The sequence below is a fragment of the Achromobacter sp. D7-1 genome (assembly GCF_059760445.1).
Genome location: NZ_JCBAMT010000047.1, coordinates 16,486 through 30,534 on the forward strand (window position 1 = coordinate 16,486; position 14,049 = coordinate 30,534).

Consider the following 14,049-nt stretch of genomic DNA (forward strand, 5'->3'; position numbering starts at 1 on the left):
AAGGGACGCTCTTTGCGCCAGGACAAACGCCGCCAGACGCCTTGCGCGTAAAGATTTATCCGCGCCTCCTCCTGGCGGTTTAGGCCACCTTAGTGTCCCCGAGTTACTATTGCGGCTTCATCTGACAGCCGCCATGATCGAATTCCAGCACGTATTCAAATCATATGGTCGCGGCCGCAATATCCTGGCCGACATCAACTTCCGCGTGAGCGCGGGAGAATTCGTTTTCGTATCCGGGCCGTCCGGCGCCGGCAAGTCCACTTTGCTCAAGCTGATCGGCGGGCTGGAGCCCGCCAGCCGGGGGTCGATCCAGGTCAACGGCCAGCGGCTGGACAAGCTGCCCGCCCGCGCCCGGCCGTACCTGCGCCGCGCCGTGGGCGTCATCTTGCAGGATACGCACCTGCTGTTCGATCGAACCGCGTTCGAAAACGTCATGCTGCCGCTGGCGGTCACGGGCCATGCCTGGAACTCGGCTGCGGCGCGCGCCCGCGCCGCCCTGGACAAGGTGGGGCTGTCCGGCAAGGAAGACCTCAATCCGATCGAGCTGTCCGGCGGCGAGCAGCAGCGCCTGGCGATCGCGCGGGCCATCGTGAACCGGCCTGCCATCCTAATCGCCGACGAGCCCACCGCCAACCTCGACCACGACAACGCGCAGCGCATCATGAATGTGTTCCGCGATTTCAACCGCGTCGGCGTGACCACGCTGATCGCCTCGCACGACCAGGACCTCATGGCGCGCTACGCCACCCGCACCTTGCGCATCGATCCGGGCAAGTTCGCTGATTCCCAGGGCGCCGGAACGGCCCTGCCTGAGACTGGCGCAGGACTAGCCGGCACCGGGCAGCCGGGCGCCGCGCCCGGCCGGGCCTATCCGGGAGAGTCCGCATGAACGCCTGGCTGCGGCAACACCGCTACGCGCTCCTGGTCACCCTTCGCCGCCTGATCAAGCAACCGTTCTCGTCCCTGGCCAACCTGCTGGTCATGGCCCTGGCCCTGGCTTTGCCGCTGCTAGGCAGCGCCATCCTGGTCTCGGTCCAGCCGGTGGCGCGCCAGATGTCGGTCACCCCCGAAGTCACCGTCTTCATGCGCGTGGATGCCCCCTCGGGCGCCGCCGCCGACGTGGCCAAGCGCATCCAGGACGAATACAAGGACGATATCCGCGCCGTGCGCGTGGTGGGCCGCGAGGACGCCCTGGCGGATCTGCGCGCCAACCCGGCGTGGCAGCAGGCGCTGGCCGTGCTGCCGGGCAACCCGCTGCCGGACGCGGTGGTGGTGACGCTGGCCGACGGCGACAACCTGGCCGGCCGGGCCGACAAGCTGGCGGCGTCCTGGAAGCAATGGAACCATGTCGACCTGGTGCAGCTGGACAGCGCCTGGGTGCAGCGCCTGGAGGCCATCCTGCGCTTTGCCCGCATCGGCTTGGGCTTCCTGGCCGCCTGCGTGGCGGTGGTGGTGCTGGCGACCGTCTTCAACACCGTGCGCATGCAGGCGCTTTCGCAACGCGAGGAAATCGGCGTGGCCCGGCTGGTGGGCGCCACGGAATCCTTCGTCCGGCGCCCCTTCCTGTACCTGGGTGCGCTGTCCGGCGCGGTGGCTTCGCTGCTGGCCATAGGCGTGGCGGCGGTCGCGCTGTCGCCGCTGAACGACGCCCTGGTCGGACTGGCCCGCAGCTACGGGGCCGAGTTCGCCCTGCACCTGCCCGGCCCGTCCGTGCTGATCGGCGCGGTGATCGCCTCGGCCGCCCTGGGCGCCCTGTCGGCGCGCTGGTCGGTCACCCGCAGCACGCGTTTCTGACGCGCCGCGCCTAAAGCTCCGTATAAAGCCCCTTCCTCCCCGTGATCCGGGGAACGACTCCCGCCCGCCTGTGTAGGATGCCTGCATGCCTGCCAGCGGGCGGCCGGCTATGGGCCGGGCGGCAAAAACAGGACACATTACTGCGTCGGTTACACAGCCGTTCACCCGCTGGAAGCTTGAGTATGCAAGAATAAAGCGACATTTTCTTACATACTTTGATACATTCCTGTCTCGAGCTGCCAACTTCGTGTCCAAATCGCTGTTCTTGCCCTTAATCGAGTCCCATGGCCGCCCGTCTTGAAGCCCGTGCGACGCGCCACTATTTCGACAGCGCGTTCCAGTGTCAGGCGGTGAAAGTACTGCCCAACGAGTACTACGTCACCAACGAAGACCTGATGATCTCGACCGTCCTGGGGTCTTGCGTCGCCGCCTGTATCCATGACCCGATCACGGGCGTGGGCGGCATGAACCATTTCATGTTGCCGGAAGGCGACATGCAGTCGCCCGCCTCGGCCACCATGCGTTACGGCGCCTTCGCCATGGAAGTGCTGATCAACGAACTGCTGAAGGCCGGCGCAGTGCGCGACCGGCTCGAAGCCAAGGTGTTCGGCGGCGGCGCCGTGCTGTCCGCCATGCAGCAGATGAACATCGGCGAACGCAACGGCCAGTTCGTGCTGAGCTATCTCAAGACCGAAGGCATTCCCGTCAAGGCGCAGGACCTGGGCGACGTGCACGCGCGCCGCATCAACTACTTCCCGCGCGACGGCCGGGTGATGGTCCGCAAGATGGCGCCGCACCACCAGCGCGCCGAGGAAATCATCGCCAAGCGCGAACAGGCGGCCGCCCAGAGCGTGCAGGCCAAGACCGAAAGCCCGCAGCGCGTCGAGCGCTTCACCCGGCCCGGCGTGGAGCGTTTCGACCGCCCGGCCCGGCCCGGCGTCGAACGCTTCGACCGTCCAGTCCGCCCCGGCGTGGAACGCTTCGACACCGCGCTGACGCGCCGGCGCCGCGCCGAGACCGCCGGCGACTGAACCGCGCCGACGCGCATTGCGCCGCATGCGCCCCTACAATCGGCGCATGTCCACCGTCCGCCTGTTCTTCGCCCTGTGGCCTGCCCCCTCGCTGGCCGCCCAGCTCGCGGCCTGGGCAGAGCAGGCTCGGCCCGGTTGCGGCGGACGCGCCATGCGCACGGAAACCCTGCACCTGACCCTGGCGTTCCTGGGACCCGTGGACGCGGCGCTCGCCGACGAGCTGGCGGCAGCCACGCCCGAACGGCGTCTCGCGCCCGAGGACATGACCCTGGACCGCTACGGCGTCTTCGGCCGCCAACGCATCCTCTGGGCCGGCCCTGGCGACACGCCCGCGGGCCTGCAGGCTGCCCACGATGAACTCTGGTCTTGGCTGTCGGGCTTCGGCCTGGCCGCGCCGCCCCAGCCCTTCCGCCCGCACGTCACCCTGCTGCGCAACATCGAACACGCCAGCCCGCCCGCCGAAACGCCCGCTCCCCTGCCCTGGCGCTACGACCGCATGGTGCTGGTGGCATCGGAATCGCAATCGGGCGGCAGCCGCTACCGCATCGTGGCGCAGTCGCGGCCGCAGAACGCCTGAGGCCCCCTCTGGCACAATCAGCCGGTTGCCACCCCCCGGGATCGCCATGATCATCCTGCTGGACCAAGACGGCGTGCTCGCCGATTTCGAACACGCCTTCATCGACGCCTGGCGCGCGCGCCATCCGGACATCCCGCCCGTGGCGTTCGAGAACCGCAAGTCCTTCTACATCCGCCAGGACTACGCCCCCGAGCTGCGCAGCATGGCCGAAGCCATCTACACCGCGCCGGGCTTCATCCGCGACCTGCCGCCGGTACCCGGCGCGCTGGACGCCGTGAAGGAACTGCTGGCGCTGGGCATGGACGTGCGCATCTGCTCCTCGCCCCTGTCACAGTTCGAGAACTGCGTGGCGGAAAAATACCTGTGGGTGGAAAAGCACCTGGGACGCGACGCCACCAACAGGCTGATCCTGACCAAGGACAAGACCCTGGTGCATGGCCATCTGCTGATCGACGACAAGCCGCTGATCGAAGGCGCGGTGAAGCCTCGCTGGAAGCACATCCTGTTCGACGCCCCCTACAACCGCGAGGTGTCGGACCGCCCCCGCATCACCTGGCAGAACTGGCGCAACGTGCTGGCCGGAGAGCTATATACGGCAGATGAGTGAGTCCTGTTCAGCTGCCGTAATTTGGGACTATTCTGTGTTGCTGTACCCCCCACCCTGGAGGAGCCTGCACCATGAATCTGCACCGCCTGCTGAAGCAGCGAGAAGCCGACCACAAGCCTTTGCGTGTTGCATTGCTGGGCGCCGGAAAGTTCGGCGCGATGTTCATGAGCCAGGCCCCGCGCACGCCGGGGATGCGGCTGGTTGCCGTGGCCGATCTGGCGCCCGACCGCGCCCGCGCGGCGCTCACCAGGGTCGGTTGGCCGGCCAGCGCACTTAACGCCAGCAGCACCAATGACGCGCTGAAGAACGGCAAGGTCTATTTCAGCGACGATCCTCACGCCGTGATCGCCAGCCCCGACGTCGATATCGTCATCGACGCCACCGGCCAGGCCGCCGCCGGCATCAGCCACGTGCTGGCCTGCTGCGAATACGGCAAGCACATCATCATGGTCAACGTCGAGGCCGACGCGCTCGCCGGCCCGCTGCTGGCGCGGCGCGCGCGCGAAGCCGGCATCGTCTATTCGCTGGCCTACGGCGACCAGCCCGCCCTGATCTGCGAGATGGTGGACTGGGCCCGCGCCAGCGGCTTCGAGGTCATGGCCGCGGGCAAGGGCACCAAGTACCTGCCCGAGTTCCATACTTCGACGCCGGACACCGTCTGGCCCTATTACGGCTTCACCGCCGAAATGGTCGCGGCCGGCGACTTCAACGCGCAGATGTTCAACAGCTTCCTGGACGGCACCAAGAGCGCCATCGAGATGGCTGCGGTCTCCAACGCCACCGGGCTGCTGCCCTCGCCTTCCGGCCTGCACTTTCCGCCCTGCGGCGTGGACGACCTGGCGCGCGTGCTGCGTCCGCGCGAAAACGGCGGCATCCTGCACCACCGCGGGCAGGTCGAGGTGATCTCGTCTCTGGAACGCGATGGCCGCCCGGTGTTCCGCGACCTGCGCTGGGGCGTGTACGTGACCCTGGCCGCCGACAGCGACTACGTGCGCCGCTGCTTCAAGGAATATGGACTGGTCACCGACCCCAGCGGCAACTACACCGCCATGTACAAGCCGTACCACCTGATAGGCCTGGAGCTGGGCATCAGCGTGGCCAGCGTGGGCTTGCGGCGCGAACCCACCGGCGCGCCCGCCGGCTGGCACGGCGACGTCGTCGCCACCGCCAAGCGCGACCTGCCGGCCGGCCAGATCCTGGACGGCGAAGGCGGCTACACGGTATACGGCCGGCTGATGCCGGCGCGCGATTCGGTGGATGAGGGCTATCTGCCGCTGGGTTTGTCGCACCAGGTCAAGCTGAAGAACCCGGTGCGGCAATCGCAGGCGATCCGCTGGAGCGACGTGGAATACGACAATAGCTCCACGGCGGTGCAGTTCCGCCGCGAAATGGAGCAGACCTTCGCCTAGGGTGCGCCCGCGCGGCGGATCGGTCCGCCGCCTTAGACCGGCGCCGGCCGTTCCGCCTGGAACAGGCGCAGGCGGTCCGCGGCATTGCGCAAATGCCGGTCGGCGGCGCGCCCGGCGGCATCCGGGTCGCCCGCGTCTATGGCCGCAAAGATCGCCTGATGCTCGCTCTGCACCGCAGCCATGCGTTCCGCATACATGCGCGCCGTGTTGTTGCGCGCGCTGCGGATGACCCGGCGCACATTGGCTTCCAGGTAATCGTTCAAGGCCACCAGATGCGGGTTGTGGGTGGCCTGCACGATGGCATGGTGGAACTGGTAGTCCTCTTCGTCGCCGAGCTTGTCGTTGAGCAGCGCATATTCCATGCCCACCAGCGCCTGGCGCATCTTCTTCAGGTCGGCGTCGGTGCGGCGCTGCGCGGCGTAGCGCGCGGCAGTGACTTCAATCGACAGCATCAGCTCCAGGATGTGTTCCAGCTCCTGGTTGTCGCCCGGCGTGGGCGCGGCGATGCGGAAGGCGTTCTTCTGGAAGTTCGGGTCGACGAACACCCCGCTGCCTTGCTGCGACGTGATCAGGCCTTCGGACTTCAGGCGCGCCAGCGCTTCGCGCACGACGGCGCGGCTGACCGAATAGGTTTCGGTCAGCTGCTTTTCCGTGGGCAGGCGATCGCCGGGCGCGAGCACGCCCTGGCGGATCTGCTCGGCCAACGCATCGCCCAGCGCCGCCGAAAGCGAACTCTTGGGCGCGGCGCGCGGCGGATCCTGTTCTTGGTTGGGCTGCATGGTCGAATGGTGGAAACTTGCGGGCGGCGCTCAAGCGCGCCGCCTCTTGTTTATGGGAATGCCCTGCGGGCCGGCCGCGGCATGGACAGCCGCGCCATCCTGGGACTTTACGCGATATAGATGCCGCCGTTGACCTGCATGACCTCGCCCGTGACGAAACCCGCCAGCGGCGAGCACAGGAAAGCGATGGAACCGGCGATCTCCTCGGCCGTGCCGTAGCGGCGCAGCGGCGTGCTTTCGAGCAGTTGCGCGCCCTTCTGCCCGATCAGGTCCTGGGTCATGGAGGTGGCGATGATGCCCGGCGCCACCGCGTTCACGCGGATCTGCGGCGCCAGTTCCAGGGCCAGGCTGCGCGTGAAGCTCTGCACCGCGCCCTTGGAGGCCGAGTAGGCCGCATGCGCATAGCTGCCGCGCTGGGCCGCCAGCGAGGTCAGCAGCACGATGGAGCCATCGTGGCGCAAGTGGCGCTGGGCGGCGCGGCACACATAGAAGGTGCCGTCCAGGTTCACGCGCATCAGCGTGCGCCAGGCCTCGTCGCTGGTGTCCTTGACCAGTTGCTCCGGGTAGATGCCGGCGCAATGCACCAGGTGATCCAGCCCACCGAAATGCTTGGCTGCGGCTTCAAACACGCGTTCGCAGTCGGCCGAGGCCGACACGTCCAGCGCACGCGTGTAGACGCGCTGGCCGCTGGGGTCCAGTTCGGCCGCGACCTCTTCCAGGCGCGCATTGTCGATGTCGGTCAGCACCAGCCGGGCGCCATGCGCCGCCATCAGCCGCGCCGTCGCCAGACCGATGCCATTGCCTGCGCCGGTGATGGCGGCAACCTTTCCTTCGAACGAAATCATTCTGTCTCCTGAAGCGCTCTCGTATGCGGGCTGAACGCCTTTCCGGCGGCCGTTGGAGTTCCGATTGGACTCCCGAAACCGCCGCTTGACACGGGAAAAACGCTTGCCCTATGATTTATCGGACAACTTAATAAAGTTGCCTGACAACTTATTCCGAAAGCGTAAAGCAACTGACGCTTTCAGGCAAGAGAGTCGGCAACGACACGGCGGCAAGCCGCCGCCCAGGCAGGGGACAATCAGGTGGAAATCACCGGCAGCACTACCGTTTTCGCGATAGCGGCGGACCCGATCGCGCACGTCAAGACGCCCCAGCGGCTCAATGCCCTGCTGCGCGAGCGCGGCGTGGACGCGGTCATGGTGCCGTTCCACGTCGCTCCCGACGGCCTGCCCGGCCTGTTCGCCGGTATCCGCTGGCTGGCCAACCTGGGCGGCATCGTGGTGACGGTGCCCCACAAGGAAAACGCCGCCGCTCTATGCGACGCCCTGACGCCGTCCGCCCAATTGAGCGGCGCGGTCAACGCGGTGCGCCTGCGCGACGGCGTGCTCACCGGCGGCAACTTCGACGGGCTGGGCTTCGTTGCCGGCCTGCGCAGCCAGGGCCACGATCCGGCCGGCCGCCATGTCTACCTGGCCGGGATGGGCGGCGCGGGCAAGGCTATCGCCTGCGCCATCGCCGACGCCTGTCCCGCCAGCCTGCGCCTGTACAACCGCAGCGCCGACAAGGCGGTCTCCTTTGCCGCGCATCTCGCCCGCCAATACCCCGGCCTGGCCATCAGCGTGGCCGGCGCCGCGCCCGAAGCCTGCGACATCGCCATCAACGCGACCTCGCTGGGCCTGCATGACACCGATCCCCTGCCCTTCCAGCTGGACGCGCTTGCCGCCGGCACTGTCGTCGCCGACGCCGTGATGAGCCGCGTCGACACGCCCCTGCTGCGCGCCGCAGCCGCGCGCGGCTGCCGCACGCATCCAGGCCTGTACATGCTGGAAGGACAGATCGCCGAAATTGCCCGCTTCCTGGGCATAGAAGAGCCGCGCCTGTCCGCCAGCGCGCGTGCTTGATCCACAAATTCACCACACTCCCGTCCCACGGAGGAGACACGCATGAAATTGGCTTTCACCACCGGCCTGCTGTGCCTGGCCGGCATCGCCGCATCGGCCCAGGCCGCGCCCGTCAAGATCGGCCTGATCGAAACGCTGTCCGGCCCGCAGGCTTCGACCGGCCTGATGTTCCGCGCCGCGGTCAAATATGAGCTGGACCGCATCAACGCCGCCGGCGGCTGGAACGGCCAGCCGCTGGAGCTGGTCGAGTTCGACAACCAGGGCGGCCCGGTGGGCGCGTCCGACCGCTTCCGCGCGGCAGCGGCCGAAGGCGTGCAGATCCTGGTGCAAGGTTCGTCGTCGGCCATTTCCGGCCAGTTGACCGAAGACGTGCGCAAGCACAACCTGCGCAACCCCGGCAAGGAGGTCGTGTTCCTGAACGTGGGCGGAGAAGCGCTGGAACTGACCGGCCAGAAGTGCCACTTCTATCATTTCCGCTTCACCACCAATGCCGACCTGCGCGTGAAGGCGCTGGCTTCCGTCATGTCGGCCGACGGCACGCTGGGCAAGCGCGTGTACGCCATCAACCAGAACTACTCCTGGGGCCAGGACATGGAAGGCGCGACCGAGCGCTTCGCCCAGCAGTACGGCTATGAAGTGGTCGGCAAGACGCTGCATGAAGTCAACAAGATCCAGGACTTCGCGCCGTACGTCGCGCGCATCCGCTCGTCCAACCCCGACACCGTCATCACCGGCAACTGGTCCAACGACCTGCTGCTGTTGATGAAGGCCACGCAGGCCGCAGGCCTGAAGGTCCGCTTCGCCACCGTGTTCCTGGACCAGGTGGGCAACCTGGCCAACGCCGGCGAGGTCGCGCTGGGCCACTACATCGCCCACCCCTACAACATCGAAGCCGCAGGCGAGGAAGGCGCCAAGTTCGCCGAGGACTACAAGGCCAAGACCGGCCACTACCCCAGCTACACCGAGCCGCAGACCGTGATCGGCATCCGCTTCCTGGGCGAGGCGCTCAAGCAGGTCAAGCCGCAAGACGGCAAGCTGTCCGTGCCGCAACTGGCCGGCGCGCTGGAGAAGGTCACCTACACCTCGTCGCTGGGCACCTACACGATGCGCGCCGAAGACCATCAGGTGCAGCTGCCCATGGTGGTGTCCAAGGTCGGCAAGAACGCCAAGTACAAGGCCGACGGCACCGACATGGGCTTCGAGCCGGTCAAGGTGCTGGCCGCGGCCGAGGTGTCGGCGCCGGCGCAGGCAACCTGCAAGATGCAGCGGCCGAACTGATGGGCCGCAAGCGCGTCCGACGCCAGCTTGCGCATGGCGCTCCGGACGCGCTTCCTCATCAGCCTTCGTCGCAGATCAATAAGCGCACCCCCGGCGCGGGCCGGACAAAACCTGGTGCGCAATCGCTCGCAAGACGTCCGTCGTCTTAGCGCAAGAATCCTGGAGCGGACATGGAATACTTTACCGTCTCGCTGTTGAACGGCGTGATTTACGGCCTGCTGCTATTCATGGTGTCGGCAGGCCTGACACTGATTTTCGGCATGATGGGCGTGCTCAACTTCGCGCACGCCTCGTTCTACATGATAGGCGCGTATGCCGCCTACACCCTGACGCCCGTCACCGGCTTCTGGGCCGCGCTGGTCCTGGCCACCGTCATCGCCGGCGTGCTCGGCATGGGCGTGGAGCGCTACTTCCTGCGCCGCGTCCACAAGTTCGGCCACGCGCAGGAACTGCTGGTGACCTTTGGCCTGGCCTTCATCGTGGCCGAGCTGATCAAGCTGTTCTACGGCGACTTTCCGGTCGACTACCGCGTGCCGCAGTTCCTCAACTTCGCTGCCTTCCGCGTGTTCGACGCGGACTATCCGTTCTACCGCCTGCTGATGGGCGGCGTGTCGCTGGCGATGTTCGCCGTGATCTATCTGCTGCTGTCGCGCACCCGCGTGGGCATCGTGGTGCGCTCGGCCATCTACCGTCCGCGCATGGCCGAGGCGCTGGGCCACAACGTGCCGCTGGTGTTCATGAGCGTGTTCGGCGTGGGCGCAGCCATGGCCGGCCTGGCCGGCGCGGTGGCCGGCGCCTTCTACACCACCAATCCGAACATGGCGCTGGAATTGGGCGTGCTGGTGTTCGTGGTGGTGGTAGTGGGCGGCCTGGGCTCGCTCGAAGGCGCGATGATCGCCTCGCTGCTGATCGGCCTGATCAGTTCTTTCTCGGTGGGCATCGACGCCAGCCTGGCGTCCTTGTTCGGTCTGTTCGGAGCCGGCGAATGGGCCGAGAGCGTGGGCGGCCTGATGACCGTCAAGGTCTCGAGCCTGGCGGCCACCCTGCCCTTCCTGCTGATGCTGGTGGTGTTGCTGGTCAAGCCCTCGGGCCTGAAGGGAGAGCAGGCATGAGCCAGACCCGCCGCGCTTCCACAATCTTCCTCCTGGCCTTGTGCGTGGCCGCGCTCTGCGCGCTGCCCTGGCTGCTGCCCCCGGGCCAGCTGGTGGCGGCGGTGCAGATGCTGATCGCCGCGCTGTTCGCCTGCGCCTTCAATCTGCTGGCCGGCCAGGGCGGCATGCTGTCCTTCGGCCACGCCGCCTACTTCGGCGTGGGCACCTTCGCCACCATCCACGCCATGAACGCGCTGGGCGGTGCGGGACTCCTGCCCACGCCCCTGATGCCGCTGGCCGGCGGCGTGGCGGGCCTGCTGTTCGGCCTGGTCGCGGGCTGGTTCGCCACCATGCGCGCCGGCGTGTACTTCGCCATGATCACGCTGGCGCTGGCGGAACTGCTGCACGCGTTGGCGCCGCACCTCAAGGGCGTGTTCGGCGGCGAGGCGGGCGTATCCGCCATGCGCATGCCGGCCTGGGGCTTCACTTTCGGTTCGGACATCGAGGTCTATTTCCTGGTGCTGGCCTGGGTGCTGGTGTCGCTCGCGGCGCTGTATGGCCTGACGCGCACGCCGCTGGGCCGGCTGACGCTGGGCCTGCGTGAAAACGCCAACCGCCTGCGCTATCTGGGCTATCGCCCGCATACGCTGAAGACCCTGGTGTTCGCGCTGTCGGCCATGTTCGCCGGCATTGCCGGGGGCTTGCAGGCGCTGAACATCGAGGCCGGCAACTATGTGCTGTTCGACGTCAAGCTGTCCACCGACGCGGTGCTGTTCGCCTATATCGGCGGCGTCAACGCCTTCCTCGGTCCGGTGCTGGGCGCCTCCATCCTGACCTTCCTGTCGCAGACGCTGGCCGACATCACCCGCTCCTGGCTGCTGTACCAGGGCATCCTGTTCGTGCTGGTGATGCTGTTCGTGCCGGACGGCCTGGTCGGCCTGGTGCAGGGCGCCGCCCGCTCGCTGCGCGAGCGCGGCCTGGGCAACTGGCTGCCGCGCGCGGCGGTGTCGGTGGCGGGCGGCCTGCTGCTGACTTGCGCCACGGTCTTCACGGTGGAACTGCTGCAACGCATGTTCGCCCGCGACTACCGCTCGCTGTTGGCAATGAACCCCGAGGCCGGCTGGCCCGACATTCCGCTGTTCGGCCACGACTGGGCGCCGCTGGCGCCATCGACCTGGCTGATTCCGCTGGCGCTGTTCGCCGTGGGCCTGGCCGCCTGCCGCTGGGCGCTGGCCCTGTGGCGCGACGACGAACAAGCCGCTCCCGCGCTGGAGGCCGCACAATGAGCCACGAGATCCTGACCCTGACCGACGTGCGCAAGTCTTTCGGCGACGCACAGATCATCCGCGGCGTGAACCTGAAGATCGAGGCCGGCGAGCGCCATGCCGTCATCGGCCCGAACGGCGCCGGCAAGTCCACCCTGTTCCACCTGATGTCGGGCTCGTTCGCGCCAACGTCGGGCGACATCAGCCTGCGCGCGCGCTCCATCGGCGGCCTGCCGCCGGAACGCATCAACCGCCTGGGATTGGCGCGCTCGTTCCAGATCACCAACGTGTTCCCGCGCCTGTCGGTGCGCGAGAACCTGCGGCTGGCGGTGCTGCGCATGCATGGGCTGGTCTACAACTTCTGGCGTCCCATCGCCCGCAACCGCGCCGTCAACGAAGACGTGGACCGCCTGCTGGAAAAAGTGCGCCTGACCGCCAAGCAGGACACCGCCGCCGGCGACCTGAACTATTCGGAGCAGCGCTCGCTGGAAATCGGCATGACGCTGGCCTCGCGCCCCAAGGTCATCCTGCTGGACGAGCCCATGGCGGGCATGTCCCAGCACGAGGTGGACTACACGGTCGAACTCATCAAGGACGTGACCCGCGATTGCACGCTGCTGATCGTGGAGCATGACATGCAGGTGGTGTTCTCGCTGGCCGACCGCATCAGCGTGCTGGTCTACGGCGAAATCCTCGCCACCGGCACGCCGGCCGACATCCGCGGCGACGCCCGCGTGCGCGAAGCCTACCTGGGAGAGGAAACGGTATGACGACGCAATCCCCCTTGCTGAGCCTGCAAGGCGTGCACGCCCACTACGGCAAGAGCCACATCCTGCACGGCATCGACCTGACCGTGGGCCGCGGCGAAGTCGTGAGCCTGCTGGGCCGCAACGGCGCCGGCCGCTCCACCACCATGAAGAGCATCATGGGCCTGGTGGACGTGACCGGCGGCAGCATCGCCATTGAAGGCCGCGACATCACCAACAAGCGCCCCTTCGAGATCGCCCGCGCCGGGCTGGGCTTCGTGCCGGAAGAGCGCGAGGTGTTCGCCAACCTGACCGTGGACGAAAACCTGCGCATGGGTGAACAGCCCAAGCGCGAGGACGCGCCCTACTGGTCGACCGAGCAGATGTTCGACTACTTCCCGCGCCTGAAAGAACGCCGCGGCACCAAGGCCGGCAACCTGTCCGGCGGCGAACAGCAGATGCTGACCATGTGCCGTTCGCTCTTGGGCAATCCCAAGGTCATGCTGATCGACGAGCCCACCGAAGGGCTGGCGCCGAAGATCGTGGAAGTGATCGCCGACGTGATCCGCGACATCCACAAGCGCGGCGTGTCCGTGGTGCTGGTGGAACAGAAGCTGACCATCGCGCTGAAGGTCTCCACCCGCGTCAGCGTGATGGGCCACGGCCGCATCGTTTTCGAAGGACCTCCCGCGCAGCTGCATGAGCGCCAGGACGTGGTCCAGGAATGGCTGGCGGTCTGAGCGCCGGCAAATACATCGCTAAGAGGCAAACATCTTGGACCAAACTCCCGAAGTCATCCATCCCGACCTGCGCGGCCAGAGCGTCGTCATCACCGGCGGCGCCAAGGGCATAGGCCTGGCCACGGCGCAGGCGTTCGTGCGCCAGGGCGCGCGCGTGGCGCTGCTGGACATGGACGCGGCCGCCCTGGATGAAGCCGTCGCCGGCCTGGCCGCGCTGGGCGGCGAGGCGCTGGCCGTGCAAGCCTCGGTCACCGACGCTGACGCCGTCGAGCAGGCTTTCGCACAGATCGAACAGGCCTGGGGCCGCATCGACGTGCTGGTCAATAACGCGGGCGTCTCGGCCAACAAGCCCACGCTGGAAGTCACCGTGGACGAATGGCGCCGCGCCGTGGACATCAACCTGACCGGCGTGTTCCTGTGCGCCCAGGCCGCCGGCCGCCGCATGGTGCCCGCCGGCGTCGGCACCATCATCAACCTGGCCTCGATGTACGGCGTGGTGGCGGCGCCCGACCGCGCCGCCTACTGCGCCACCAAGGGCGCGGTGGTGCTGCTGACCGAGACCCTGGCCGTGGAATGGGGCCCGATGGGCGTGCGCGTCAACGCGTTGGCGCCGGGCTACGTGGAAACGGACCTGGTGCGCGACCTGGCCGCGCGCGGCCGCCTGGACCCCGAACGCCTCAAGCAGCGCACGCCGCTGCGGCGCCTGGCGCAACCGGCCGAAATGGCCGACCTGGCGGTGTTCCTGGCCTCGCGCCAGGCCGGCTACATCAACGGACACACCCTGGTGGCCGACGGCGGCTGGAGCCGCTACAGCTACCTCTAATCGCA

General features: G+C 67.6%; 15 protein-coding genes. 13 read left to right on the forward strand and 2 right to left on the reverse strand.

From position 1 onward, the window contains the following. Positions 1–133: 133 nt before the first annotated feature. The 6 genes from AC6LKD_RS19660 (at position 134) to AC6LKD_RS19685 (ending at position 5,418) form a co-directional block, all read left to right on the forward strand. Positions 134–889 carry a cell division ATP-binding protein FtsE gene (locus AC6LKD_RS19660; RefSeq protein ID WP_498117187.1) on the forward strand — a complete coding sequence of 252 codons (756 nt, stop codon included), beginning with the start codon at positions 134–136 and terminating at the stop codon, positions 887–889. Then, entirely contained in the window at positions 886–1,794 is a 909-nt protein-coding gene (locus AC6LKD_RS19665; protein WP_492274090.1) for a cell division protein FtsX, read from the forward strand. Before AC6LKD_RS19660 ends, AC6LKD_RS19665 begins: the two co-directional genes overlap by 4 nt. 284 nt (positions 1,795–2,078) lie before the next feature. Beyond that, entirely contained in the window at positions 2,079–2,825 is a 747-nt protein-coding gene (gene cheD, locus AC6LKD_RS19670) for a chemoreceptor glutamine deamidase CheD (RefSeq protein WP_013396512.1), read from the forward strand. A 46-nt stretch (positions 2,826–2,871) separates the two neighbouring features. After that, positions 2,872–3,402 (forward strand): RNA 2',3'-cyclic phosphodiesterase, encoded by a 531-nt coding sequence (gene thpR, locus AC6LKD_RS19675; protein ID WP_492274089.1) that lies wholly within the window; start codon positions 2,872–2,874, stop codon positions 3,400–3,402. Positions 3,403–3,448: 46 nt separating this feature from the next. Then, entirely contained in the window at positions 3,449–4,009 is a 561-nt protein-coding gene (locus AC6LKD_RS19680; protein ID WP_013396514.1) for a 5'-3'-deoxyribonucleotidase, read from the forward strand. 71 nt (positions 4,010–4,080) lie between these two features. Further along, on the forward strand, positions 4,081–5,418 hold the full coding sequence (locus tag AC6LKD_RS19685; protein WP_013396515.1) for an NAD(P)H-dependent oxidoreductase: 1,338 nt from the start codon (positions 4,081–4,083) through the stop codon (positions 5,416–5,418). A gap of 32 nt (positions 5,419–5,450) precedes the next feature. Here AC6LKD_RS19685 and AC6LKD_RS19690 read toward each other — a convergent pair whose 3' ends face one another. After that, entirely contained in the window at positions 5,451–6,197 is a 747-nt protein-coding gene (locus AC6LKD_RS19690) for a FadR/GntR family transcriptional regulator (protein ID WP_013396516.1), read from the reverse strand. 107 nt (positions 6,198–6,304) lie between these two features. After that, positions 6,305–7,042 (reverse strand): SDR family NAD(P)-dependent oxidoreductase, encoded by a 738-nt coding sequence (locus AC6LKD_RS19695; protein WP_013396517.1) that lies wholly within the window; start codon positions 7,040–7,042, stop codon positions 6,305–6,307. Between the two features lie 240 nt (positions 7,043–7,282). On the opposite strand from AC6LKD_RS19695, the gene AC6LKD_RS19700 reads away from it, so the two are divergent. The 7 genes from AC6LKD_RS19700 to AC6LKD_RS19730 all read left to right on the forward strand — a co-directional run bounded on the left by AC6LKD_RS19700 (position 7,283) and on the right by AC6LKD_RS19730 (position 14,044). Next, the gene (locus AC6LKD_RS19700; protein WP_498117191.1) at positions 7,283–8,101 is read left to right on the forward strand and encodes a shikimate dehydrogenase family protein; all 819 of its coding nucleotides are present in this window, start codon (positions 7,283–7,285) and stop codon (positions 8,099–8,101) included. A gap of 42 nt (positions 8,102–8,143) precedes the next feature. Next, positions 8,144–9,379, forward strand: a complete 1,236-nt coding sequence (locus AC6LKD_RS19705) for a branched-chain amino acid ABC transporter substrate-binding protein (RefSeq protein WP_013396519.1) — start codon at positions 8,144–8,146, stop codon at positions 9,377–9,379. A gap of 170 nt (positions 9,380–9,549) precedes the next feature. Continuing rightward, a complete protein-coding gene (locus tag AC6LKD_RS19710) occupies positions 9,550–10,491 on the forward strand; it encodes a branched-chain amino acid ABC transporter permease (RefSeq protein WP_492274085.1) in 942 nt (313 codons plus the stop codon). After that, positions 10,488–11,756 carry a branched-chain amino acid ABC transporter permease gene (locus tag AC6LKD_RS19715; RefSeq protein WP_498117193.1) on the forward strand — a complete coding sequence of 423 codons (1,269 nt, stop codon included), beginning with the start codon at positions 10,488–10,490 and terminating at the stop codon, positions 11,754–11,756. The genes AC6LKD_RS19710 and AC6LKD_RS19715 overlap by 4 nt, the downstream gene beginning before the upstream one ends. Further along, positions 11,753–12,505, forward strand: coding sequence for an ABC transporter ATP-binding protein (locus AC6LKD_RS19720; protein ID WP_492274084.1), 753 nt, complete (start codon positions 11,753–11,755; stop codon positions 12,503–12,505). Before AC6LKD_RS19715 ends, AC6LKD_RS19720 begins: the two co-directional genes overlap by 4 nt. Continuing rightward, positions 12,502–13,221 carry an ABC transporter ATP-binding protein gene (locus AC6LKD_RS19725; protein WP_447062743.1) on the forward strand — a complete coding sequence of 240 codons (720 nt, stop codon included), beginning with the start codon at positions 12,502–12,504 and terminating at the stop codon, positions 13,219–13,221. Before AC6LKD_RS19720 ends, AC6LKD_RS19725 begins: the two co-directional genes overlap by 4 nt. Positions 13,222–13,255: 34 nt before the next feature. Further along, positions 13,256–14,044, forward strand: a complete 789-nt coding sequence (locus AC6LKD_RS19730) for an SDR family NAD(P)-dependent oxidoreductase (protein ID WP_013396524.1) — start codon at positions 13,256–13,258, stop codon at positions 14,042–14,044. The last annotated feature ends 5 nt before the right edge of the window (positions 14,045–14,049 follow it).